The organism is Streptomyces sp. MI02-7b (assembly GCF_033793585.1).
Lineage (GTDB): Bacteria > Actinomycetota > Actinomycetes > Streptomycetales > Streptomycetaceae > Actinacidiphila.
In genome coordinates this window covers 33,064-55,633 of the sequence record NZ_JARAWX010000024.1, presented here as the reverse complement: position 1 = coordinate 55,633, position 22,570 = coordinate 33,064, and the positions used below count along the sequence as shown (strand labels likewise).

Annotated in this window: 23 protein-coding genes; 13 read left to right on the top strand and 10 right to left on the bottom strand. The window is 71.7% G+C overall.

Annotation, left to right across the window (positions count from 1 at the left end; translation table 11 throughout):
- Positions 1-97 precede the first annotated feature (97 nt).
- Positions 98-553 carry a DUF3662 domain-containing protein gene (locus PV364_RS31750; RefSeq protein ID WP_319663952.1) on the top strand — a complete coding sequence of 152 codons (456 nt, stop codon included), beginning with the start codon at positions 98-100 and terminating at the stop codon, positions 551-553.
- Here the strand turns inward: PV364_RS31750 and PV364_RS31745 are convergent.
- On the bottom strand, positions 480-1,421 hold the full coding sequence (locus PV364_RS31745) for a YihY/virulence factor BrkB family protein (protein WP_319663951.1): 942 nt from the start codon (positions 1,419-1,421) through the stop codon (positions 480-482). The two genes, PV364_RS31750 and PV364_RS31745, sit on opposite strands and share 74 nt — an antisense overlap.
- Before the next feature lie 199 nt (positions 1,422-1,620).
- Between PV364_RS31745 and PV364_RS31740 the strand changes: the two genes are divergently transcribed.
- Positions 1,621-1,890 carry a hypothetical protein gene (locus PV364_RS31740; protein WP_319663949.1) on the top strand — a complete coding sequence of 90 codons (270 nt, stop codon included), beginning with the start codon at positions 1,621-1,623 and terminating at the stop codon, positions 1,888-1,890.
- A gap of 157 nt (positions 1,891-2,047) precedes the next feature.
- Positions 2,048-2,191: a hypothetical protein gene (locus tag PV364_RS31735; protein WP_319663947.1), complete on the top strand. Its 144-nt coding sequence runs from the start codon at positions 2,048-2,050 to the stop codon at positions 2,189-2,191.
- A gap of 168 nt (positions 2,192-2,359) precedes the next feature.
- On the opposite strand, the gene PV364_RS31730 is transcribed toward PV364_RS31735, so the two are convergent.
- Complete coding sequence (locus PV364_RS31730) at positions 2,360-3,187, bottom strand: aldo/keto reductase (protein WP_319663946.1); 828 nt, start codon at positions 3,185-3,187, stop codon at positions 2,360-2,362.
- Positions 3,188-3,479: 292 nt separating this feature from the next.
- On the opposite strand from PV364_RS31730, the gene PV364_RS31725 reads away from it, so the two are divergent.
- Together PV364_RS31725 and PV364_RS31720 are read left to right on the top strand one after the other, a co-directional pair.
- Positions 3,480-4,703, top strand: coding sequence for an MFS transporter (locus PV364_RS31725; RefSeq protein WP_319663945.1), 1,224 nt, complete (start codon positions 3,480-3,482; stop codon positions 4,701-4,703).
- 94 nt (positions 4,704-4,797) lie between these two features.
- A complete protein-coding gene (locus tag PV364_RS31720; RefSeq protein WP_319663944.1) occupies positions 4,798-5,805 on the top strand; it encodes an aldo/keto reductase in 1,008 nt (335 codons plus the stop codon).
- Positions 5,806-5,892: 87 nt separating this feature from the next.
- Here PV364_RS31720 and PV364_RS31715 read toward each other — a convergent pair whose 3' ends face one another.
- From PV364_RS31715 to PV364_RS31700, 4 genes are all read right to left on the bottom strand, one after another.
- Positions 5,893-6,312: an SRPBCC family protein gene (locus PV364_RS31715; RefSeq protein ID WP_319663943.1), complete on the bottom strand. Its 420-nt coding sequence runs from the start codon at positions 6,310-6,312 to the stop codon at positions 5,893-5,895.
- A gap of 66 nt (positions 6,313-6,378) precedes the next feature.
- A complete protein-coding gene (locus PV364_RS31710) occupies positions 6,379-7,398 on the bottom strand; it encodes an aldo/keto reductase (protein WP_319663942.1) in 1,020 nt (339 codons plus the stop codon).
- 160 nt (positions 7,399-7,558) lie between these two features.
- Positions 7,559-8,023 (bottom strand): MarR family winged helix-turn-helix transcriptional regulator, encoded by a 465-nt coding sequence (locus tag PV364_RS31705; protein ID WP_319663941.1) that lies wholly within the window; start codon positions 8,021-8,023, stop codon positions 7,559-7,561.
- An 85-nt stretch (positions 8,024-8,108) separates the two neighbouring features.
- Positions 8,109-8,693: an ester cyclase gene (locus PV364_RS31700; protein WP_319663940.1), complete on the bottom strand. Its 585-nt coding sequence runs from the start codon at positions 8,691-8,693 to the stop codon at positions 8,109-8,111.
- A 126-nt stretch (positions 8,694-8,819) separates the two neighbouring features.
- On the opposite strand from PV364_RS31700, the gene PV364_RS31695 reads away from it, so the two are divergent.
- The 3 genes from PV364_RS31695 (at position 8,820) to PV364_RS31685 (ending at position 11,157) form a co-directional block, all read left to right on the top strand.
- Positions 8,820-9,434, top strand: coding sequence for a TetR/AcrR family transcriptional regulator (locus tag PV364_RS31695; protein ID WP_319663939.1), 615 nt, complete (start codon positions 8,820-8,822; stop codon positions 9,432-9,434).
- 214 nt (positions 9,435-9,648) lie between these two features.
- On the top strand, positions 9,649-10,749 hold the full coding sequence (locus PV364_RS31690; RefSeq protein WP_319663938.1) for an NADH:flavin oxidoreductase/NADH oxidase: 1,101 nt from the start codon (positions 9,649-9,651) through the stop codon (positions 10,747-10,749).
- Between the two features lie 165 nt (positions 10,750-10,914).
- Positions 10,915-11,157 carry a hypothetical protein gene (locus tag PV364_RS31685; protein WP_319663937.1) on the top strand — a complete coding sequence of 81 codons (243 nt, stop codon included), beginning with the start codon at positions 10,915-10,917 and terminating at the stop codon, positions 11,155-11,157.
- Positions 11,158-11,170: 13 nt separating this feature from the next.
- On the opposite strand, the gene PV364_RS31680 is transcribed toward PV364_RS31685, so the two are convergent.
- A complete protein-coding gene (locus tag PV364_RS31680; RefSeq protein WP_319663936.1) occupies positions 11,171-11,965 on the bottom strand; it encodes an SDR family oxidoreductase in 795 nt (264 codons plus the stop codon).
- 305 nt (positions 11,966-12,270) lie between these two features.
- Here PV364_RS31680 and PV364_RS31675 point away from each other — a divergent pair, with 305 nt between their 5' ends.
- The 5 genes from PV364_RS31675 to PV364_RS31655 all read left to right on the top strand — a co-directional run bounded on the left by PV364_RS31675 (position 12,271) and on the right by PV364_RS31655 (position 18,790).
- Positions 12,271-13,566, top strand: a complete 1,296-nt coding sequence (locus PV364_RS31675) for an extracellular solute-binding protein (protein WP_319663935.1) — start codon at positions 12,271-12,273, stop codon at positions 13,564-13,566.
- The gene (locus PV364_RS31670; RefSeq protein WP_319663933.1) at positions 13,563-14,465 is read left to right on the top strand and encodes a sugar ABC transporter permease; all 903 of its coding nucleotides are present in this window, start codon (positions 13,563-13,565) and stop codon (positions 14,463-14,465) included. The genes PV364_RS31675 and PV364_RS31670 overlap by 4 nt, the downstream gene beginning before the upstream one ends.
- Positions 14,466-14,518: 53 nt before the next feature.
- Positions 14,519-15,283, top strand: a complete 765-nt coding sequence (locus PV364_RS31665; RefSeq protein WP_319664021.1) for a carbohydrate ABC transporter permease — start codon at positions 14,519-14,521, stop codon at positions 15,281-15,283.
- Positions 15,284-15,457: 174 nt separating this feature from the next.
- Positions 15,458-17,734 (top strand): alpha-xylosidase, encoded by a 2,277-nt coding sequence (gene yicI, locus PV364_RS31660; RefSeq protein ID WP_319663931.1) that lies wholly within the window; start codon positions 15,458-15,460, stop codon positions 17,732-17,734.
- 45 nt (positions 17,735-17,779) lie between these two features.
- Positions 17,780-18,790, top strand: coding sequence for a LacI family DNA-binding transcriptional regulator (locus PV364_RS31655; RefSeq protein ID WP_319663928.1), 1,011 nt, complete (start codon positions 17,780-17,782; stop codon positions 18,788-18,790).
- Here the strand turns inward: PV364_RS31655 and PV364_RS31650 are convergent.
- From PV364_RS31650 to PV364_RS31640, 3 genes are all read right to left on the bottom strand, one after another.
- A complete protein-coding gene (locus PV364_RS31650; protein ID WP_319663926.1) occupies positions 18,750-19,343 on the bottom strand; it encodes a hypothetical protein in 594 nt (197 codons plus the stop codon). The genes PV364_RS31655 and PV364_RS31650 overlap by 41 nt on opposite strands.
- A 95-nt stretch (positions 19,344-19,438) precedes the next feature.
- Positions 19,439-20,116, bottom strand: coding sequence for a hypothetical protein (locus PV364_RS31645; RefSeq protein WP_319663924.1), 678 nt, complete (start codon positions 20,114-20,116; stop codon positions 19,439-19,441).
- Between the two features lie 114 nt (positions 20,117-20,230).
- Positions 20,231-22,528: an ABC transporter permease gene (locus PV364_RS31640; RefSeq protein WP_319664020.1), complete on the bottom strand. Its 2,298-nt coding sequence runs from the start codon at positions 22,526-22,528 to the stop codon at positions 20,231-20,233.
- Positions 22,529-22,570 lie beyond the last annotated feature (42 nt).

Below are 22,570 nucleotides of genomic sequence, written 5' to 3'. Positions count from 1 at the left end.
TCGCAGTTCCGGCTGTTCGTCCCGCCGCACCGCCGGTTTCCGGCCGTGGTCGCGGCACGACGGCATCAGGCCCGGCCGCCCGGGCAGGCGCGACGGCATGGGGATGCTGCGACGCTGGGAAAGGGCGATCGAGCGCTGGGAGCACGCGCTGTACGCCAGGGCCTTCGACCACGAGCCGGTGGAACTGCTCGACGCGTTGCGACGCGAGTGCGACGACCGTGCCGTGGTGTGCAGTGCCAGCCGGGTGGTGGTGCCCAACGTCTACACCGTCGAACTGGCCGTCGCCGTGCACGAGGAACTGGGCCAGGACCGCGGCCGCGTGGGGGAGGCCCTCACCGACGCGCTGCAGCGCCACGCCGAGCGCCGGGACTACGAGTGGGCGGGCCCGCTCACGGTGCGTGTCACCGGTGTCACGGCCCGGCTGCCCAACGGCCGTTACCGGGTGGTCAGCAGCCCGATGCGGCAGATCAGGGCCGACGTCATCGCGCCGCGTCCCGGCGGCCGGCGGCGCACGGGGCCCCGCCCGGCCGGTGGCGCCGCAGCTCCGCGTTGAAGTGCGCGCCACTGAGCAGCGCGAGGTTGGACACCCACAGCCACATCAGGAAGACCACCGTGCCGGCCAGCGGCCCGTACAGCCGGCTGTACGTCCCGACGTGCGCGACGTACAGCGTCAGCACGGGGGTCGACGCGAGCCACAGCAGCACCGCGAGCACACCGCCGGGCAGCATCACCCGCACCGGGCGCACCTGCGGCGGTCCGGACCGGAAGAGGACCAGCACCAGCAGCGTCGTCAGGCACAGCAGCAGCGGCCACTTGACGACGTTCCACGCGGTCACCGCCACCGCTGACACACCGAGCAGTTCACCGGACCGCCGGGCCAGCCGGCCCGTGAGCATCAAGGTCAGCGGGCCCAGCGCGAGCAGCGTCAGCAGCACCGAGGCCGTCGCCGCGATGCGCGGCGCGGCACGCCAGGACGGCCGGTGGTCGCGCACCCGGTTCATCGCGTGCAACGCCCGCCGGAACACGGCCAGATAACTGACCGCCGACCACAACGCGGCCGTCCCGCTGGTGACCGCCAGCACCCAGGCGGCCGACCGCTCCCGCGCCACCCCCCGCATCGTGCGCGCCAGCATCTCCCCGGACCCGGCAGGGGCGAGGGCGCTCACCCGCGCGATGAGGTTACCCGTGGCCGACGCGTCGGCCAGGCCGATGACCGACACCGTCAGCAGCATGCCGGGGAAGAGCGTCAGTACGCCGTAGTACGTGAGGGCGGCGGCCTTCTCCGAGGCGTCCTCGTCCCAGAGCGCCACCGCGGTGCGGCGCGCCACGGTCAGCAACTCCGCGGCCCGGTAAGGGCGGTCCTGCGATCGCGGGCTCCCGGTCCCGTGGAGCCCGCCCGCCGCACTTCGCTGCTCCACCATGGCGTTCCCGTCCGCTCCCGCTTGGTCCCGGGCGGGCCCGTCCCGCGTGACGCGTCTGCCCGGACCGGGGGGCGACATGCGCCGTTTCCCCGACTTCGACCGGCACCGCGGCGGGGTTCACCCATGGAGACGATCCTTGGAATAACCGGTGCACGAGCGGGGCAAGGGTGGTGACGAAAGCGAAAGGGAGTGATTCTTCGTGGATTTGAAGATTCGCAGGCTCGTTTTCTGCGCGGCACTGGGCGGCGGCGTGCTCGGGGCCCTCATCGGTGCCGTGACGGCGGGCAGCATGTTCAACGCCTTCTTCGCCGCACTGTTGTGCGCCACGGCCGCGGTCGCCGGTGTTCTGCGCTGGAGCGAGCACGGCGGGTCGCGCGGCCGCCCGGCACGCCGCGCCCGCCGTCCGGATCAGATCCCGCACCAGCGTCGCGTCGGACACGTCGGCGGACAGGACGCGCTGCGCTGGTGAGCGGGGGCGAGGGGCCGGCACGGACCGTGCCGACAGGCGCCTGACGACGGCGGGCCGCCGCGGGCGTGGCGGCGGCCGGACATCGTCGGCGGGGGAGTGCCATGGAACGCGCGGCGGGGGGAAGGCGCGTGGGCAACCCCACGTGGAGGAGGCCCCGATGATCGCCGCACTCGTGCTCGGACTGCCGGTGTTCCTGCTGGGTCTGCTGCTCGTGCTCTCCGCGGTGGAGGACCGGCTGTTCAGCCAGCCCGCCGCCCAGCCGCCCGCCGGGCCTCCCGGCGGCGTCCCGCCGACGCCGTAGGGGGACGGCCGCCGGGGCCCTGTCGTCACGAACGCTCCCGGCTCCGCTGGGGGAGCTCCCGGGCACGGCGTTCCACCGGCTCTCGGCCCGGGGGAGTTGCCGAGTCGTCCGGGTGGCCCGGCCACGAGGACGGCCGACGACTCCCCGCCGTGGCGTGTACGCGGGCGGTCAGTTGAAGGTGTCGGGGTCCGGCCCGATGCGGCCGCCGTCGTCGAGGGCGTCGATCGCGGCGATGTCGGAGTCGGTGAGGTCGAAGCCGAAGACGTCGAGGTTCTGGCGGATGCGCTCGGGCGTCACGGACTTCGGGATCACGATGGTGCCGTGCTGCAGGTGCCAGCGCAGGATCACCTGGGCCGGCGTCCTGCCCAGGCGGTCGGCGATGGACGTGACGGCCGGGTCCGCCAGCAGCGCGCCCTGGGCGAGCGGGCTCCACGCCTCGGTCGCGATGCCGTGCCGCGCGTGGAAGGCGCGCAGCTCGCGCTGCTGCAGCCGCGGGTGCAGTTCGACCTGGTTGACCGCCGGGGTGACGCCGCTCTCGTCCATCAGGCGCCGCAGGTGCTCGGGCTGGAAGTTGGAGACACCGATGGCGCGCGCCCGTCCCTCGGAGCGGATCTTCTCGAAGGCGCGCCAGGTGTCCGGGTAGCGGTCGTGGGCGGGTGCGGGCCAGTGGATCAGGTACAGGTCCACGTGGTCGAGGCCGAGCCGGGCGAGGGAGGCGTCGAAGGCGGCCAGGGTGCTGTCGTACCCCTGGTCGGCGTTCCACAGCTTGGTGGTCACGAAGAGCTCGTCGCGGGGGATGCCGGAGGCCGCCAGGGCCTGGCCGACGCCGGCCTCGTTGCCGTAGATCGCCGCGGTGTCGATGCTGCGGTAGCCGCTCTCCAGAGCGGTGGTGACGGCTGCGGCCGTCTCCGCGTCGGGCACCTGGAAGACGCCGAAACCGAGCTGCGGCATGGTGACGCCGTTGTTCAGCGTGAGGTGGGGGATGGGTGTCGTCATGGCGCTGATCCTTTCGCGTCACGGCCGGCCGGGGCCGTGGGAGCGAGTGCGGACGGGTGAACGTCCGGGCGGAGGGGGGAACCTTCCGCGCTTCGGGCCGTCACGCTAGTTGCGTACGCCAGTATTTGCAAACGCGGCATATGTGAGAGGGTGGGCAGGCTGCGCCGCACATGGGTGCCGCGAGAACGCCGAGCCTGCACGTTCCGGATGGCCCGCGTTTGACGTTATGCGGCGCCTGCAAATATTGTGGACGCCAGCTAGGCGCCATCGCAATCTTTGAGAGGTCCCCACCATGCCCATCGCGCTCCTGGCCCTCGCCATCGGGGCCTTCGGGATCGGAACCACCGAATTCGTGATCATGGGCCTGCTGCCGCAGGTCGCCTCCGACTTCGGCGTGTCCGTACCCACTGCCGGCCTCCTGGTGACGGGCTATGGCCTCGGCGTCATGATCGGCGCGCCGATCATGACGCTGCTGGGCACCAAGGTGTCCCGCAAGAACATGCTCATGCTGCTCATGGTCCTGTTCGTCCTGGGCAACCTGGTGTCCGCGTTCGCCCCGGTCTTCGGCGTCATGCTGGCCGGCCGCATCCTGGCCTCCTTCACCCACGGAGCCTTCTTCGGCATCGGCTCGGTGGTCGCCGCCGAACTGGTCGCGCCCGAGAAGAAGGCCCGCGCCATCGCGCTGATGTTCACCGGGCTGACCGTGGCGAACGTCGTCGGTGTGCCGCTGGGAACACTCATCGGCCGGAGCGCCGGATGGCGGGTGACCTTCGTGCTCGTCGCCGCCCTCGGCGTCCTCGGCCTGGCAGGCGTCGCCAAGCTGGTCCCGGACCTGCCCAAGCCCGCGGGGGTGAGCCTGCGGCACGAACTGCGCGCCTTCCGCAACGCCCAGGTCGTCCTGGCCATGGCGATGACCGTGCTGGGCTTCGGCGGCGTCTTCGCGGCCATCACCTACATCGCGCCGATGATGACCGACGTGGCCGGCTTCGCCGGTTCCTCGATCACCTGGCTGCTCGTCCTGTTCGGCGTGGGCATGGTCGTCGGCAATCTGATCGGCGGCAGGTACGCCGACCGGGCCCTGATGCCGATGCTCTTCACGGCGCTCGGCTCCCTGGCCGCCGTGCTCGCCCTGTTCACCCTCACCGCGCACAGCCGGCCCGCCGCCGCCGTGACGGTCTTCCTGATCGGGGCCCTGGGCTTCGCGACCGTGCCGCCGCTGCAGAAGCGGGTCCTCGACCAGGCGTCCGGAGCTCCGACCCTGGCCTCGGCCGTGAACATCGGCGCCTTCAACCTCGGCAACGCCCTGTCCGCCTGGCTGGGCGGCATCGTCATCGCCGCGGGGCTCGGCTACACCGCGCCCAACGTGGTCGGCGCGGTGCTCACCGGCTCCGCCCTGCTGCTGGCCGTGGTCTCCGCCGGCCTCGACCGGCGCCGGGGCCACGCCGGCGGCGGCCGCAGCCGGGTCGTCGCCGACTCCCAGGGCCACGAGCAGCCCGCGCTCGCCGCCCGGCACTGACCCCACCGACGCCGGCGGGTACCGCGCCCGCCAACCCCCTGTCCGCGCAATCCCGCGATCCCCCGCGACCCCCGCAATCCGAGAAGGAACCCCCATGGACTTCACGCGCATCCTGCCCGACCGGATCGGCTTCGGCACCGCCCCGCTGGGCAACATGTTCCGGGCCATCCCCGAGGACGAGGCCGCCGCCACCGTGCTGGCGGCCTGGGACCAGGGCATCCGCTACTACGACACGGCGCCGCTGTACGGGGCGGGCCTGGCCGAGATCCGGCTCGGCGACGCCCTCGCGGACAAGCCGCGCGACGAGTACGTCCTGAGCACCAAGGTCGGCCGGATCATCCTCGACGAGGTCGACCCGGCCGCGCGCGAACTGGGCGAGAAGGGCAACCTCTTCGAGCACGGCCGCCCCCATACGATCGTCAACGACTACACCGCCGACGCCACGCTGCGCTCCGTCGAGGAGAGCCTGAAGCGCCTGCGCACCGACCGCGTCGACATCGTGTGGGTCCACGACATCGCGCAGGACTTCTACGGCGACGCGTGGCTGGAGAAGTTCGAGGAGGCCCGCACCGGCGCCTTCCGCGCCCTGTCCCGCCTCCGCGAGGAGGGCGTCATCAAGGCCTGGGGCATCGGCGTCAACCGCGTCGAGCCCCTGGAGACCACCCTCGACCTCGACGAACCGCGCCCGGACGCCTTCCTGCTGGCCGGCCGCTACACCCTGCTCGACCACGAACGGGCCCTGCAGCGCCTGATGCCCGCCGCCGCGGCGGCCGGTGTCGGCATCGTCGTCGGCGGCCCGTACAGCTCCGGCGTGCTGGCCGGCGGGCGGCACTTCGAGTACGCGGAGGCCTCGCCGGAGATCCTGGCCAGGGTCGGGCGGATCAGGGACCTCGCGGACCAACACGGCATCGGCGTCAAGGCCGCGGCCCTGCAGTTCGCCCTCGCCAACCCGGCGACCGCCGCCGTGATCCCGGGCGCCACCAAGCCCGGCCGCATCGCGGAGGACCTGGCCGCCCTCCGTGAGCCGGTCCCCGCCGCCTTCTGGCAGGACCTGCGCGCGCAGGGCCTGGTCGCGCGGGAGGCCCCGCTGCCCGCGGCCTGACCGCGGGCGTACGGCGCGGCGGGCACCGGCGGGCACACACCGCCGGTGCCCGCGGCGCTTCGGGACGGTCCGTGGCGGTCGCGCGCGTCAGCCCGAGAGGGCCTTCAGGAGGCCGTCCAGGCCGTCGCGGTAGATCCCGGTGAAGAGGGCGATCACGTCGTCGTCCTCGACCCCCTGCGGGACGAACCGGCCGGACCACTGGACCTCCGCCGCGTCCTTCGCGCCGGGGACCTCGTGCACCCTCAGCGTGGACAGGTAGCCCGTGACGGGGAAGGGGCTCGCGTCGAGGGTGTAGGAGTAGGACCGCTGCTGCGCGTCGAAGGCCAGCAGGCGTTCGACGACGACCTCGCCCTGGGAGGTCGTGAGCCGGCGGACCCGGCCGCCCTCCAGGAGGACGCAGTCCGGGATGGTGGGGATCCAGTCGGGCAGGGAGCCGAAGCCGCCGATCAACCGCCACACGTGCGCGGGGGAGACGGGGACGACCTGACTCGTCGAAGTCGATGCCATGGGAGTTCTCCTGGTGTCGTCGGCGGACGCGTGCGGAGGGTGACGCTGCGGCCGCAGGGCGCGGATTCAGGCGCCGCCGGGGAGCGGTGCGACGGGGCTGACGAGTCCCGCCGCGCGCAGGTCGTGCCAGAACGCCGCCGGGATCTGCTCCCGCGCCGCGGCGATGTCCTCGGTGATGCGGCCCGGCCGGGTCGCCCCGGGGACGACGGCGCACGCGACCGGGTGGGCGAGCGAGAACTGCAGCGCCGCCGCCTTCATGCCCACGCCGTGCCGGTCGGCGATCTCCTTGATCCGCCGGACCTTGTCGCGCACTTCCGCGGAGGCGGGCCGGTACTCGAAGTGCTCGCCGCCCGCCAGCACCCCGGAGCTGTAGGGTCCCCCGACGACCATGCCGAGGCCCTGCTCCTGCGCGGTGGGCAGCAGTCGCTGGAGGGCGCGCTCGTGGTCCAGGAGGGTGTAACGGCCCGCGAGCAGGAAGCCGTCGGGCTGAGGCTCCGCCAACTCCAGGGCCAGCTCGATGGGTTCGACGCGATGGGTGCCGATGCCCCAGGCCTTGATGACGCCGTCGTCGCGCAGCCGGGTGAGCACCCGGAAGGCGCCGGTGCGCGCTTCGTCGAACTTCTGCAGCCATGCGTCGCCGTGGAAGTCCTGCGCGATGTCGTGGACCCACACGATGTCGATGCGGTCGGTGCCCAGTCGCTTGAGGCTGTCGTCGAGCGAGCGCTCGGTGGCCTCCGCGGTGTACTCGGTCACCATCGTCAGGTGCCGTCCGTGCTCGAACAGGCCTTCCTTCTCGCCCAGTTCCTGTTCGCGCGCCCCCGGGTCCTCCCTCTCGTCGAAGATGACCCGCCCGACTTTCGTGGACAGCGCGTAGGTGTCCGAGGGCTGCCGGGACAGGAGTTCACCCAGGCGCAGCTCCGCCAGACCCGCCCCGTAGAACGGGGCCGTGTCGTAGTAGCGGATGCCCTGGTCCCAGGCGGCCCGGAGGGTTGCCCGCGCCTCCCCGTCCGGTACGGCGCGGAACATGTTGCCCAGTGGGGCGGTGCCGAAGCCGATGCGGCCGGGAAGGATCGAGGCGAGCCTCATGACGGGTCCCTTCAGCGGTGTCGGACAGTCCAGCCTGACACGGCGGAACAAACGACCGCAAAAGGGATGCCATGCTGAGTGCGCCCCGAACGGCGCCGCTTCTCACGGTGAGTTGAGGCCGGTCGCGCAGCGCGACCGGCCTCGGTGATCCTCCGCGGGCTCAGACGGACGCCGGGAGGTGCAGCCCCTCGACCGTCCTGACCAGCGGGGCCAGGTTCGGGTTCTTCGCGGCCTCGTCCAGCGCGTCGCGCAGCGCCGCGTCATTGGTCGGCCGGGCCTCGGCGAGCAGTGCCAGGCCGGGCTCCGTGACGTCGGTGTAGATCCCGCGCCGGTCGGTGACGCACAGGTAGCGGCTGAGCAGCCCCCGGTCCTCCAGGCGGGTCACCAGGCGCGTCGTCGCGCTCTGGCTGAGCACGACGGCCTCGGCCACCTGCTTCATCTGGAGGTGGCCGCCCGGTCCGTCGTGCTGCCGGCTGAGGACCTCGAGCAGGGAGTACTCGCGCACGCTCAGCTCGTGTCCCGCCTGCAGGGCGCGCTCGATGTGCGCCTCGATCCTGCCGTGCAGCGCCGAGAGGGCGTACCAGCTCTGCGAGAGCCCGGTCAGGGCCGGATCCGTCGCGGTCATCGCCGCCTCCCGATGATCTACGTCTGCAATAATTAACGTCTGCAATTATTGTGGACGTCACGCTGCCGTGACGCAAGCACCCTGGTCAGCCCCGGTAGGCGGCCGCGCTGAAGCCGTCCGGCGCCCGGGCCGCCTCGGCCGCCGCGTCCGTGACCTCGGCCGCGGCGCGCGCGGCGCGGCCGGAGATCTTCCAAGCGGCGACGCGCAGCGCGACGGCCGGCGAGGGCGGGAAGACCCCGAGCTGGCCGAGCATCGTCAGGTCGTCGCGCAGGGCCTCGTGCCGGACCACCTTGCCGTCGCGGATGTCGAGCAGGTGCACCTGCTCGAAGTCGACCTCCCGCCCGGTGGGCGGCACGGCCTGGTCGAGCGCCCCGTCCTTGAAGCGGACGAAGGGGCCCGTGTGCCGCCCCTGCATGCGCAGTCGCACCCACACCTGGTGGTCGTTGACCGCGACCCCGGCGAACGGGAAGCGCAGGCCGTCGAAGGCCGACCGCAGCCACGCGCCCGAGGCCAGGGTGCCGGCGGGGCCGGGGATCGCGCAGGCCGCGGGGGCGACCGCGGCCTCGCGGTTGTGGTTGTCCGCGCCGACGACCTCGGCGGCCAGGGCGGGATCGCCCGTCTCGAGTATCCGGAAGAGCCCGTGTGCCAGTTCCACGGCGTCCATCGCCATCGTCGTGTGCCTTTCGCCCGCGTCGGGTGGGTTCGGTGGCGCGGGGTGTTCGAACCGCGCATATTGAGGTTACAAACCACCGATTGAATAGGTCAATGTGGTGATCATTTTGGCTAGGATGGTCCGGTGACCCAGAAGCGCGCATACGTCTCCCCCCTCCGCGAGCAGGCCGCGGCGCGCACGCGCGCGCTGATCCTCGACCGGGCCTCGGCGCTCTTCGCCGAGCGTGGCTACGGGCGCGTCACCGTCGCGGACATCGCCGCGGCGGCCGGCGTGGCGGCGAAGACGGTGTTCGCCAGCGTGGGGAGCAAGGGCGACATCCTCGACCGGATCGTGGACGCGGCCGTCGTGCAGTCGGGGTACGGGGACGCCGTCGCCCATGTGCTCACACTGCGCACGCCGGCCGAGGCGCTGCGGGCCGTCGCGCACGGCACGCGGGCCGGGAACGAGAGCCAGTTCCGGGTCCACGAGGCCATCCACAAGGCGCTGCCGGTCCACGAGAACGGCGAGGCGCTGTGGGAGCGGGCCACCACCGCGTACCGGGCGGCGCTGCGCACCGTCGCCGTCCATCTGCACGGGCTCGACGAACCGCCGCGCCACTGCGCCGTCGAGGAGACGGCCGACCTGCTGTGGTTCTGGTTCGGGCCCACCGGCTGGCGCACGCTCGTCGTCGAGAACGGCTGGCCCTGGGGGCGGGCCGAGGACATGCTGCACCGCACCGCTGTCGCCACTCTCTACTGATCGCTCTCCGCCGGACCGGCCGCTCCCCTCCGGCTCCTCCGCTCCCCTCCGGCCGTGGCGGCGGCTGTGATCGGCGCCGCGAAAGCATGCGTTTGCATCTATGGGCGTCTGCAATTATTGTAGTGGCTTGTAAGGCGCTGTTGCACTGATATGGCGGCCTGGACGCCCGCGCCAATGCCCCAGGCCCCCCGACGCCATCAGAGGAGACACCCGCGTGACCACCCTGTTCGAGCCGTACACCCTCAGGTCGCTGACCGTCCCCAATCGCATCTGGATGGCGGCCATGTGCCAGTACAGCGCGGCACCGGACGGCCCTGACGCCGGCGTGCCGAACGACTGGCACTTCTCCCACCTCTCGGCCCGCGCGGCCGGTGGCACGGGCCTGATCATCACGGAGGCCACCGCCGTCAGCGCCGAGGGCCGGATCAGCCCCTACGACCTCGGCATCTGGAACGACACCCAGGTCGCCGCGTTCCGGCGGATCACGGAGTTCCTGAAGTCCCAGGGCACCGTCCCCGGGATCCAGCTCGCCCACGCCGGCCGCAAGGCCTCCACCGAGCGCACCTGGGTCGACCGCGGCGCGCCGATCCCGCCCTGGGAGCCGCACGGCTGGATCCCGGTCGGACCGAGCCCGCTTCCCTTCGCCGAGCACTCGACGACCCCCGTGGAGCTGACCGCCGAGCGGATCGCGGAGATCGTCCGGGAATTCGCCGACGCGGCCCGCCGGGCGCTTGCGGCCGGTTTCCAGGTCGCCGAGATCCACGGTGCCCACGGCTACCTGATCCACCAGTTCCTCTCGCCCCACAGCAACCGGCGCACCGACGCGTACGGCGGCTCCTTCGAGGGCCGTACCCGCTTCGCCCTGGAGGTCGTCGACGCGGTCCGCGCCGTGTGGCCCGAGGAACTGCCGCTCTTCTTCCGCACCTCCGCGACCGACTGGCTCGCCGAGAACGCGGACGACCACCGCGAGGGCTGGACCGGCGAGGACACCGTCCGCTTCGCCAAGGAACTGCAAGCCCGCGGCGTTGACCTGCTGGACGTCTCCACGGGCGGCAACGTGCCGGACGCCAGGATCGAGGCCGTTCCCGGCTATCAGGTGCCCTACGCCGAGCGCGTGCGCAGCGCGACCGGCATGCCGGTCGCGGCCGTCGGTCTGATCACCGAGCCCGAGCAGGCACAGGCCATCGTCGCCTCGGGGCGCGCGGACGCCGTACTCCTGGCCCGGGAGCTGCTGCGCGACCCGTACTGGGCCCGGCACGCCGCGCAGAAGCTCGGCGGCGAGGTCGGCACTCCCGTCCAGTACCACCGCGCGTAGGGCGGTACGGGACGGCGCGGAGCGGCGAGGGGTGGGGCGCGTGATGCGCCCCGCCCCTCGTGTGTGTTCCGGCGAGCCGCCGCGGCATGCGCGACGCGGCGTCGGCGGTCACCGTGGGAGTATCCGTATCCGCACCTTCGCCCGACCGAGAGGGACGGCGATGGAGTGCGGGAAGCCGGCAGCGTCCCGCCCGCGGGTGTCGCCGACGGCCGGCACCCCACCGAGTGGCCGGAGCCGCCGGCCGGCAACCTCGGCGCGGCCCAACTGGAGCCGACGGCCCAGGACATCGACCGCCTGGACGAGGTCGGTGCACCCGAACTCATCCGTGCCCACCGGCACCAGGCCAATCTGGTCCCCTCGCGGTTCGGCGAGCCGGAGGACCTCGCCCCGCCGGGGCCCGCCCGCTGACGCACCGCCGCCGTCAGGGCAGGATCGCGTCCACGTAGCCGCCGTCGACCCGCAGCGCGCCGCCGGTCGTCGCGGACGCGAGGTCGGAGCTGAGGTAGACCACCATGTTGGCGATCTCCTCGGGCTCGATCAGCCGTTGCAGCAGGGACTGCGGACGGTGCTCCCGCATGAAGACCCGCTGCGCCTCGTCCCAGGGCAGGTCCGGGTCGACCAGTTGGCGGACGAAGTCCTCGACGCCCGCCGTGTGCGTGGGGCCGGCGATCACCGAGTTCACGGTGACGCCGGTTCCGGCGGCCTTCTTGGCGAAGCCGCGGCCGACGGCGAGCAGGGCGGTCTTGGACATGCCGTAGTGGATCATCTCGGCGGGGATGACGACCGCCGAGTCGCTGGCCACGTACTGGACGCGGCCCCAGCCGCGTTCGACCATCCCCGGCAGGTAGTGGCGGGTGAGGCGGACCGCGGCGAGCACGTTGACCTCGAAGTAGCGCCGCCACTCGTCGTCGGTGATGTCGAGGGCGTCCACCGCCCCGAAGATGCCGAGGCTGTTGATCAGTACGTCGACGTCGGGCAGGGCCGCCAGTACGCGGGACGTCCCGTCCTCGGTCGCCACGTCGGCACTGACGGGCACGAAGTCGCCGTCCGGGACCTCGACTTGGAGCCGTTCGACCGCTTCGTCGACACGCTTCGACGTCCGTCCGTTCACCCCCACCCTGGCGCCCGCGCGGGCGAGGCCCGCGGCGACGGCGGCGCCGATCCCCTGTGTCGATCCGGTGACTAGCGCGGTGCGTCCCGTGAGGTCGATGCGCATGTCCGGCTCCCTGCGATGTCGACGGCCCCGATGACCGCTCGCGTACCCGGTCAGGGCGCGGGCAAGCGCTTCGCCACCTCCTGAGGATGCCCCAGGGAGGTCATCGCGGGTGGCCGGGGTGGCTTCGGTGCCGCTCACCTGCTGCCGGACGCTCGCCGGGAAATGGCTGGTCGTTGATTTGTTAACACCATTGACATAGGACCCGGCCCTGCATACGGTCCTGCGTCGAAGCGCTTCGACGCGTCGCATCGAATCCATTCGATGGGCGCCTCTCCGTTCGTACAGCCCAGGTGGAGGTCACTTCAATGTTGAAGGTGCGCAGACCGGCAGCTCTCGCGGCAGCTGCCCTGGCGGGCGTCCTGCTCATCACGTCGTGCGGCAGTTCCGGCGGCAGCGAGGAGGGCGACGGCAAGACCCTCAAGCTCTGGCACTACGAGGCGCCGAACAGCGCCATGGGCGTCGCCTGGGACCAGGCGATAGCGGAGTTCAAGAAGTCGCACCCCGGTGTCAAGGTGGAGTTCGAGGCCAAGGGCTTCGAACAGGTCCAGAAGACCGCCTCGATGGTGCTCAACTCCAGCAACGCCCCCGACGTCATGGAGTACAACAAGGGCAACGCCACCGCCGGCCTGCTGGCCAAGCAGGGCCTGCTCACCGACCTCACCCCGCAGGTCGCCAAGTACGGCTGGGACAAGCTGCTCAGCCCCAGCGTGACGACCACCAGCCGCTACGACGCCAAGGGCGTCATGGGCTCCGGGAACTGGTACGGCATCCCCAACTTCGGCGAGTACACGATGGTGTACTACAACAAGGACCTGTTCCAGAAGAACGGCGTCAAGGTCCCCACCACGTTCGACGAGTTCGAGCAGGCGCTGGCCGCCTTCAAGGCCAAGGGCATCACCCCGCTCGCCAACGGAGGCGCGGAGTACCCGGCCCACCAGTACCTCTACCAGCTGGCGCTGACCAAGGCCGACCGCAGCTGGGTCGACGCCTTCGAGCTCTACAAGGGCAAGGCCGACTTCCACGACGCCGCCTGGACGTACGCCGCCAACACCCTCTCGGACTGGGTGAAGAAGGGCTACATCGCCAAGACCAGCAGCGGCGCCAAGGCCGAGGACGCCGGTGTCTCCTTCATCAGCGGCAAGTCCCCGATCTTCTTCTCCGGCAGCTGGTGGTACGGGCGCTTCCGCGACGAGAACAAGTTCCAGTGGGGCTCGTTCCTCTTCCCCGGCAGCAAGCTCACCCTCGGCTCCGGCGGCAACCTCTGGGTCGTCCCGAAGAACGCCAAGAACAAGCAGCTGGCCTACGACTTCATCGACATCACGATGAAGAAGGGGATCCAGAACACCCTCGGCAACAACGGCGGCGTGCCCGTCGCGGCCGAGCCCACGGCGATCACCGACCCCAGCTCCAAGGAACTGATCGAGAACTTCAACAAGGTCTCCTCCCAGGACGGTCTGGCCTTCTACCCGGACTGGCCGGTCCCCGGCTTCTACGACGTGCTCGTCTCCGAGACCCAGAAGCTGATCACCGGCAGCGGGAGCCCCGACGAGGTCCTCGACGGGCTGCAGAAGGCCTATGACGCGGGTGCGCCCACGTCATGAGTGCCCGACCCCTCCGGCTGCGCAACCCGTACGCGCTGTACCTGATCCCCGGTGTCATCGCCTTCCTGGCGGTCATCGTCGTGCCCTTCGTGATGAACATCTATTTCAGCTTCACGCACTGGCAGGGCGTCGGCTCCCCGGCATGGGCGGGCCTGGACAACTACCGGGAGCTGATGAAGGACTCGCGCTTCTGGGAGTCCTTCCGGCACAGCCTCGCCATGGTCGTGGCGATGGCGGTCGTCCCGACCGCTGTCGGCCTCGTCGTCGCCGCGACCCTGTTCGACTTCATCGGCAAGCACTTCGGATCGAAGCTGGCCAGCGTGCTGCGTGCCTGCTTCTACCTGCCCCAGGTCCTGCCCATCACGGTCGCCGGCATCGTGTGGAGCTGGATCCTCGCCCCCGAGAACGGCTCCCTCAACGAGGTGCTCAAGGCGGTGGGCCTGGGCTCGCTCCAGCAGGACTGGCTGGGCGACCCGAAGTTCGCGCTCTGGAGCGTGATGGCCGTGATGGTGTGGGTGCAGCTGGGCTTCCCCGTCGTGATCTTCATGGCGGGACTCCAGCGGGCCGACCCGGCCCTCTACGAGGCGGCCGAGCTGGACGGGACGAACTGGTGGCAGCGCTTCTGGCACGTGACGCTGCCCCAGATCCGCCCCGAGATCTACGTGGTGATGCTCTGGTGCACCATCGCCGCCCTCAAGGTCTTCGGCGCCGTGTACGTGCTCACCAAGGGCGGTCCGGCCGACGCGACCATCGTCCCGTCGTACTTCTCGTTCGCCACGTTCTTCGAGAAGACCGACGTCGGCTACGGCTCGACGATCGCGACGGTGCTCACCCTGATCATCCTGGCGCTGACCATGGTCGGCCTGCGCTTCCAGACCCGCGCGGAGGACGCCCAGTGACCGCGGCAAAGCGCTACCCCGTACTGGTGGCGATCATCCTCGGCGCGATCTTCATGGTGCTGCCGCTCCTGATCGTGCTCAACAACGCGCTGAAGTCGCCAGCCGACTACTCCGCGCACGGCCCGCTCGCCCTGCCCCACGGCATCCACTTCGACGCGCTCTCCGACTTCTGGACGCGGGTCGACTTCGGGCAGATGCTGGTCAACTCGGTGCTGATCTCCGGCCTGGTGGCCGTCTTCGGCGTGGTCCTGTCGGTGCTCAACGCGTACGCGATCGGCATCGGCAGGATCAAGGGACGCGCGTGGATCCTCGCCTTCTTCGTGCTGGCCAACGTGCTGCCGCAGGAGGCCCTGGTCTACCCGTTGTACTACCTGTCCAAGCAGGTCGGCCTCTACGACACCCGGGTCAGCCTGATCATCGTCTTCAGCGTCATCCAGGCGGCGTTCGGCACCTACCTGCTCTCCTCGGTGCTGGGGGCCTTCCCCAAGGAGGTCATCGAGGCCGCCCGGATCGACGGCGCCAACAGCTGGCAGATCCTATGGCGGATGGTGGTCCCGATCAGCCGGCCCACCCTCGGCGTCCTGATGGTGTTCTTCTTCATCTGGACCTGGAACGAGTTCCTCCTGCCCCTGGTCATGCTGCCGTCGAACGACAACCAGACCGTCTCGGTCGCGCTCGGCGTCCTGCAGGGCCAGCGGCTGATGGACGCGACGATGACCAACGCGGCCGGCCTGCTCGGCGCGCTGCCCGCCATCGTCTTCTTCCTGGTCTTCCAGCGGACCCTGACCCGCGGCATCGCCGTGGGCGCGGTGAAGTGACCCGGCCGCCGGCCGCGACCGCCACCGCCCGCCCGCGGGGCGGCTGACCACCGTCCCGCGGGCCCGCCCCGCCGCTCTGCCTCCCGCCCTCCCTCCCCGGGCCGGAGGCAGAGCCCCCCATGCCTCCCACACGTACCGAGAACGCCGGTGGCATCCACCGGGAAAGGCATCTCCATGAAGTTCACCGACGGGTACTGGCTGCTGCGCGAAGGCGTCACGGCGGCGTATCCGGCAGAGGTCCTCGATGCCGTCCCCGGAAACGGCACGCTCCGGGTCCACGCACCCACCCAGCACATCCGGCACCGCGGCGACACGCTCAAGGGCCCGGTCGTCACCGTCGACTGCACCGCGCCGATGCCCGGTGTGATCGGTGTGCGCGTCACCCACTTCGAGGGCGGCGTCGAGACCGGTCCGCACTTCGAACTGCACGAGCAGCCGCACGAGGCCGTGGTGACCGTCGACGACAAGGAGGCCGTCCTCACCTCCGGCGAGCTGAGTGTGCGCTTCGCCCGCGACGGCGAGTGGCGGATGGAGTTCCGCGACGCCGACGGCCGCACCATCACCAGCAGCGACGCCAAGGCCATGGCGCTGATGAGCACCGCCGACGGCGGGCACCATGTCCGCGAGCAACTGCGCCTGAACGTCGGCACCTCCGTCTACGGCCTCGGCGAGCGCTTCGGGCCGCTGGTCAAGAACGGCCAGACCGTGGACATCTGGAACGCGGACGGCGGCACCAGCAGCGAGCAGAGCTACAAGAACGTCCCGTTCTACCTGACCGACGCCGGCTACGGCGTCTTCGTGGACGACCCCGGCAAGGTCTCCTTCGAGGTCGCCTCGGAGCAGGTCTCCCGCGTCCAGTTCAGCGCCGAGCGCCAGCAGCTGCAGTACTACGTCATCCACGGGCCCTCGCCCAAGGAGATCCTGCGCAAGTACACCGCGCTCACCGGCCGGCCGGCCCTGCCGCCCGCCTGGTCCTTCGGGCTGTGGCTGACGACATCGTTCACCACCTCCTACGACGAGCAGACCGTCACCGGATTCGTCGAGGGCATGGCCGAGCGCGACCTGCCGCTGTCGGCCTTCCACTTCGACTGCTTCTGGATGCGCGAGTTCAACTGGTGCGACTTCGAGTGGGACCCGCGGGTCTTCCCCGACCCCGAGGGGATGCTGCGCCGGCTCAAGGAGCGCGACCTGCACATCTGCGTGTGGATCAACCCCTACATCGCCCAGCGCTCCCCGCTGTTCGCCGAGGGCAAGGCCGCCGGTTACCTGCTCAAGCGCCCCGACGGCGGCGTCTGGCAGTGGGACCTGTGGCAGCCCGGCATGGCCCTGGTCGACTTCACCAACCCCGATGCCTGCGCCTGGTACGCGGGCAAGCTCGAGGCCCTGCTCGACATGGGCGTGGACTGCTTCAAGACCGACTTCGGCGAGCGTGTGCCCACCGACGTCGCGTACTTCGACGGCTCCGACCCCGAGCGCATGCACAACTACTACACGCAGCTGTACAACAAGACCGTCTTCGACGTGCTGCGCAAGCACCGCGGCGAGGGCGAGGCCGTGCTTTTCGCCCGCTCGGCCACGGCCGGCGGCCAGCAGTTCCCGGTGCACTGGGGCGGCGACTGCGAGTCCACGTACGAGTCGATGGCCGAGTCGCTGCGCGGCGGCCTGTCGCTCGGCCTGTCCGGCTTCGGCTACTGGAGCCACGACATCGGCGGCTTCGAGGGGCTGCCCGACGCGGGGCTGTTCAAGCGCTGGACCGCCTTCGGCATGCTCTCCTCGCACAGCCGGCTCCACGGCTCCTCGTCCTACCGCGTGCCGTGGCTCTTCGACGAGGAGGCCGTGGATGTACTGCGCCACTTCACCGAGCTCAAGCTGAGCCTGATGCCCTACCTCTACGGGGCCGCCCACCAGGCGCACACCGAGGGCGTCCCGATGATGCGCGCCATGGTGCTGGAGTTCCCGGACGACCCGGGCTGCGCGCCGCTGGACCGCCAGTACATGCTCGGCGGCGACCTGCTGGTGGCGCCGGTGTTCTCCGCGAGCGGCGAGGTGTCGTACTACGTGCCCGAGGGCACCTGGACCCACTTCACGACCGGAGAGCGGGTCACCGGCCCGCGCTGGGTGCGCGAGACGCACGACTACCTCAGTGTGCCGCTGCTGGCCCGGCCCGGCGCCGCGATCCCGGTGGGCGCGGTCACCGACCGCCCGGACTACGCGTGGGCGGACGACGTGACCCTCCGGGTGTTCGAGCCCGCCGACGGCTCCCGGACCACCGTCCGGATCCCCGGCGAGAACGGCTCGGCCGCGGCCGAGATCACCGTCGTGCGTGACGGCGCCACGCTGCGGGCCGAGACCTCCGACGCCCGCTTCCCGTGGGGTGTCGAGGTGGCGGGCGGACCCTCCGCCCGTGCGGCGGCGGGCACGGCGGTTCTCACGCTGGACCTCTCCGTCTAGCCGTACAGGGGACAAGAGACAAGAGACAAGGGGCAAGGGAGTCTCATGGTCAAGATCACCGATGTCGCGCGGCACGCGCAGGTGTCGCCGAGCACCGTCAGCTACGCGCTGAGCGGCAAGCGGCCGATCTCGCCGGAGACCCGGGAGCGCATCGAGAACAGCATCCGTGAACTGGGCTACCGGCCGCACGCCGGTGCCCGTTCGCTGGCCAGCAGCAGATCACGGGTGCTCGGTCTGGTGCTTCCCCTGCGCAAGGGCATCCACGTGCCCGTGGTCATGCAGTTCGCGACCTCCGTGCTGACCGCGGCCCGTGAGCACGACCACGATGTCCTCCTCCTCACCCAGAGCGAGGGGGAGGAGGGCATCATGCGGGTCGCCGAGAGCGCCATGGCGGACGCGTTCATCATCATGGACGTCGAGTCGGAGGACCGCAGGCTCCCGTTGCTGCGGACCATGGACCGCCCGTCCGTGCTCATCGGCTTCCCGTCCGATCCGGCCGGACTCACCTGCGTCGACCTGGACTTCGCGGGGGCCGGCGAGGCCTGCGTGGAACACCTCGCCTCGCTCGGCCACCGCACGGTGGCCCTCGTCGGCTCACCCCCCGAGGTCTACGTCCGCGGCACCGGCTTCGCCCGCCGGGTCGCGGCCGGATTCACGGCCGCCGCCGACCGGCTCGGCCTGCGCTCGTGCGTGCACCCCTGCCCGGAGACGCCTGCCGCCGCCCGGGCGATGGCCGAGCAACTGCTGCGGGAGCAGCCGTCGTTGACCGGGGTGGTGGTCCACAACGAACCGATCACCCAGCCCCTCGTCGACGCCTTCACCGCCATCGGACTGCGCGTGCCCGAGGACATCTCGGTCACCGCGATCTGCCCCGACGAGATCGCCGAGCAGACCCCGCTGCCCATCACCTCGGTCGCCCTCCCGACGGCCGAGATCGGCACGCGCGCCGTGGGCCTGCTGATGTCCAAGCTCGCCGACGACGACGTCCCCGAGACCACCGTCCTCCCGGCCCTGCTCACCCCCCGGGCCACCACGGCCCCGCCTCCGGCCGCATAGGTGTCGGAAGGTGCCCCCACCCCGCGGTGCCTGACACGGCACTCCCCAGCGGTGGCCGGGGGAACCGCGGGGCCCGCCCTCCGGGCAGCCGGGGCCAATGTGACGACAGCGCCGTCGCACCGGTCACCAGTAGGCCCTGTCGTCCCAGCGTTCGAAGCGGCCGTAGTCCACGGGGTTCCTCCTGGTCGAACCCGGCGAGACCGGCGGTACGGAACCGGCCGCGCTGCCAGGCCAGAAGGGTGTCGACCAGACCGGAGCCGAGGGGCGGCCCCTGGTCGGCGTGGCGAGGCCAGACGATCAAGGGCCATGCGTCGGTGTCGTCACCCTCGGTGAGCCAGCCGAGCCAGTCGGCGTCGACGGAGTTGGCGAACGGGAGGAGACCACCGGGCTCGGGCCGGACCGCGAGCGGGTACCACTCGGCGTTGCCGGCCTTGAGCCGCCGGTAGGCGTCCGCGGTGGAGCGCACGTGCGCGGCGAATCGCTTCTCGCGGGTCCGCAGCGGTGTGAGGAAGCGCAGCCAGCCGCTCCAGCAGCCCGCCCCGTACAGCTCCATCAGGGCCACGTACTCCCGAGGCAGCGCCGTGCCGAGTTCGTCGAAGAGCCCGTCCCACGTGCCGTCGCCGAGGTACGGCGTCGCGGGCGGCGGTGTCAGCAGGCGCAGCGCGTCCAGGCCGGTGCCGGTCCACAGCGCGACGTTGCGTTGTTCGTCGGTGAGCCGGGGAACGTCCGGCGGGGGAGGTGCCCAGGGGGCGCGGTCGTCAGGAAGGCGGTGCGAGCGATCGTCCCCGGCAGCGGGCCGATCAGGGGGCCGGGCGGGGAGGGGAGGGACCACTCCGCGCGGACGGTGTGCCGCAGGTACTCGGTGAGCGTCAGGTCGTAGCGGTGCCACGGGCGCAGCCCGCTGCCGGGGACCGCGCCCCTGTGCCGGACGACCACGGTCCACCGGTCGGGATCCGGGGACGAGCCGGTGTCCCAGAAGAACATGTCGGAACTGCGGCTCTTCCCCCAGGCCAGCAGCCCGCCCGGCTCGGGGTGGACGGCGGGCCGCTCGTCCGCGGGCAGCGCGCGGGCGTCGATCCTGGCCCGGTGGTGGGTGGAGCGCAGCCAGTCGCCGTAGTCGAAGCGGCCCTCCTGCGCGCACGGGACGTGGATCCAGAGGTAGTCCCCGAAGTCCAGGGGGCCGTGACGACCGGCCAGTTGTCTGTAGTCGTGCGGCAGGCGCAGCCCGAGCCATTCCTCGACCGCCGGCCAGTCGACGGCGACGGGCAGGGGCGGGCGCCTCGGGTGGGGGCCGGTGAAGGCCGTGCTGTCCGCGGTGGTGCACAAGGTGGTGTGCTCTCCTGCCGGAAGCCGCCCCTGACGGGGTGATTCCTCCCCGTGCGGAGATCACCGCGTCCACCGGCCCCCGTACATCCGTGGCGTGCCCGTTCAGCGGTTCGGTCACTCCGTGCGCAGGCCGTCGGGCCGCATCATGCGGACCAGGGGCGGCAGGCTGAGCGAGGTCACCAGGAGGACGACGCCCGCCGCGATGCCGGCCATCGCGGCGACTCCCGGCCAGTCCACGCCGACCGCGGCGTTCACCATGCGGAGCAGGACCGCGCCCAGTCCGATGCCCACGGCGCAGGCGAGTACGAGCCCGAGGGCGACGGGTAGCGCCGTCTGCCACAGGACGGACAGGCTCAGCGTCCTGCGCCGGGTGCCGAAGGCGACCAGCATCGACAACAGCCTCCGGCGCTCGCGCAGTTGCTCCAGCTGGGACACCAGCAGGCTGGCCCCGATCAGCAGCAGCACGCACGTGGCACCGACGAACAGCCCGGTACGGATGGCGCTGAAGCGCCGCGACTGCTCGGTGGCGGCGAACGCGACGGGGGACGCCAGGGGGTCGATCCGCGCCGCGGTGTTCCGCAGCAACTCCCGCGCGTCGGGCACGGCCGGGTCGAGGGAGACGTACACCTTCCCGGTGAGTGCCGCCGTGGCGGTGGCGGGGAAGGCGCCGGGGGTCACCAGCACGCCGCCGCGCTCGTACCCGGAGGGATCGCTGCGCAGGCCCGCCGTCCTCAGGGCGCGCGGCAGGCGCCAGGGCACCCGCAGTCCGGCGGCGCCCTGCTCGTAGCCGGGGTCCACATAGACGAGCCTGCCGGGGTGGGCGAGTTCGGCGGTGTCCTGGTCGTACTCCCGGTTCCCGATGACGAAGGCGTCGCCGTCGCGGCAGGAGGGCAGTTCGGCGACCTCGCGCAGTGCGTCGCAGTTGCCCACCGTCAACTCGACGTAGCGATCCGGGGCGGTGGGCCGCTCGCCGAGCACGCCATCGGCCAGTCCGGTGGCGGAGCGCACTCCCCGGGTGTTTCCCAGACGCCGTGCGGCGTCGTCCACGGGATCGGCCGCGGGCAGCGCGACCACCATCTGGGCACGCTTCAGGTCCTGGCCGGTGTGCCGGGTGTAGTCGGCCTCGACACCGGCGAACAGCATCTGCAGCGCGACGGCGCCCGCGACCGCCACCGCGATGCCGTTGACCGTGCGGGCGGCGGTACCACTGCTCAACTGGAGCCTGCGGACGGCGAGCTGCCAGGAGGGCCAGCCCGCGCCGAGACGGCCCACGACCGCCTCGACGATCCACGGCAGCAGGGCCGTCACGCCGACGAGCAGCAGGACCGTGCCGCTGATGACCATGGCCTGGTTGAAGTTCCCGCTGTCCCTGCCCTGACCCATCATGGGGGAGAGCAGACCGAGGCCGCCCAGCGGCACCAGCAGCCGCCACCACAGCCGGCGCCGGGGCGGCCTGGCGGTGCGGACGACACCCAGGGGTTCCACGACGACGCCGCGCAGGGCCAGGAGAGTCACGGCGACGGCGGCCACCGGGACCGCGACCAGCACCAGGGCGGCGAGGGCGGGCACGGGATCGACGTCGCCGGGGAACACGTCGACGCCGAACACCGTGAACCGGGCGACCAGTGCGCGGCCGAGTGCGAACAGCGCGCCGCCGAAGGCGAGGCCGCCCACCGCTCCGGCCAGCGCCTCGCCCGCCGCGACGAGTCGTGCGGTGTGCGCGTCGGCGCCGACCAGACGCAGCGCGGCGAGCCGGCGGTCGCGCCGCTCACCGCCGAAGCGCACGGCGGCGGCGATGAACACCCCGACCGGCATCAGCAGCACCACGAAGACGATCAGGACCAGGAGCACCAGCACCGGATCGGGACCGCCGCCCGGGTCGCGGGAACCGAAGGCGTGGATCCGCTCGACCCGCCCGGCCTCCGTGCCGGGACGCAGGCCCGACGTCCCCGCGTAGTAGGCGAGTTCGCCCGGCCCGATCAGGCCGTCCTCGCCGATGGTCCCGGTGTCGCGGTACGGCAGCCGATCGCGCAGCAGCGCGCCGCCGGACGAGCGCAGCAGCCGCCGCAGCGCGGGGGAGACGGCCATCGCCCCCTGGTCGGGCAGCTCGGTCAGGCCCGGCGGCACGGGTGCGTGCGGTCCCTCGGGCTGCACCAGCCGGCCCCGGACGTCCGCTCCCCGGAACGCGGTGTCGGTGACGGCGATCAGCATCGTGTCGTCGGCCCGGTCGTGCACGACAGAGCGGGACGTCATGTCGTTACGGGCTCGCTCGCGGTCGTGCCGGTGGGACAGCACGGTGGGGATCGCCGTGGTGAGCAGCAGCAGCGTCACCCCGAGGCCCACGCCGACAGCGGTGAGCAGCGTGCGCGCCCAGCCCTCGCGGCCGCCGGTCACAGCGAACCGGGCGCCCATCGCCAGGTCACGGAGACGTCCCTGACGCGTCGCGCGGCCGCC

Bases quoted from the DNA above. Each gene is read 5' to 3' on its own strand.
- PV364_RS31710 (WP_319663942.1), bottom strand. From the start codon at position 7,398: ATGAGGCTCGCCTCGATCCTTCCCGGCCGCATCGGCTTCGGCACCGCC.
- PV364_RS31730 (WP_319663946.1), bottom strand. From the start codon at position 3,187: ATGACGACACCCATCCCCCACCTCACGCTGAACAACGGCGTCACCATG.
- PV364_RS31735 (WP_319663947.1), top strand. From the start codon at position 2,048: ATGATCGCCGCACTCGTGCTCGGACTGCCGGTGTTCCTGCTGGGTCTG.
- PV364_RS31745 (WP_319663951.1), bottom strand. From the start codon at position 1,421: ATGGTGGAGCAGCGAAGTGCGGCGGGCGGGCTCCACGGGACCGGGAGC.
- PV364_RS31670 (WP_319663933.1), top strand. From the start codon at position 13,563: ATGAGTGCCCGACCCCTCCGGCTGCGCAACCCGTACGCGCTGTACCTG.
- PV364_RS31680 (WP_319663936.1), bottom strand. From the start codon at position 11,965: ATGCGCATCGACCTCACGGGACGCACCGCGCTAGTCACCGGATCGACA.
- PV364_RS31640 (WP_319664020.1), bottom strand. From the start codon at position 22,528: ATGGGCGCCCGGTTCGCTGTGACCGGCGGCCGCGAGGGCTGGGCGCGC.
- PV364_RS31700 (WP_319663940.1), bottom strand. From the start codon at position 8,693: ATGGCGATGGACGCCGTGGAACTGGCACACGGGCTCTTCCGGATACTC.
- PV364_RS31650 (WP_319663926.1), bottom strand. From the start codon at position 19,343: ATGGAGCTGTACGGGGCGGGCTGCTGGAGCGGCTGGCTGCGCTTCCTC.
- PV364_RS31725 (WP_319663945.1), top strand. From the start codon at position 3,480: ATGCCCATCGCGCTCCTGGCCCTCGCCATCGGGGCCTTCGGGATCGGA.
- PV364_RS31675 (WP_319663935.1), top strand. From the start codon at position 12,271: ATGTTGAAGGTGCGCAGACCGGCAGCTCTCGCGGCAGCTGCCCTGGCG.
- PV364_RS31720 (WP_319663944.1), top strand. From the start codon at position 4,798: ATGGACTTCACGCGCATCCTGCCCGACCGGATCGGCTTCGGCACCGCC.
- PV364_RS31715 (WP_319663943.1), bottom strand. From the start codon at position 6,312: ATGGCATCGACTTCGACGAGTCAGGTCGTCCCCGTCTCCCCCGCGCAC.
- PV364_RS31750 (WP_319663952.1), top strand. From the start codon at position 98: ATGGGGATGCTGCGACGCTGGGAAAGGGCGATCGAGCGCTGGGAGCAC.
- yicI (WP_319663931.1), top strand. From the start codon at position 15,458: ATGAAGTTCACCGACGGGTACTGGCTGCTGCGCGAAGGCGTCACGGCG.
- PV364_RS31665 (WP_319664021.1), top strand. From the start codon at position 14,519: ATGGTGCTGCCGCTCCTGATCGTGCTCAACAACGCGCTGAAGTCGCCA.
- PV364_RS31655 (WP_319663928.1), top strand. From the start codon at position 17,780: ATGGTCAAGATCACCGATGTCGCGCGGCACGCGCAGGTGTCGCCGAGC.
- PV364_RS31705 (WP_319663941.1), bottom strand. From the start codon at position 8,023: ATGACCGCGACGGATCCGGCCCTGACCGGGCTCTCGCAGAGCTGGTAC.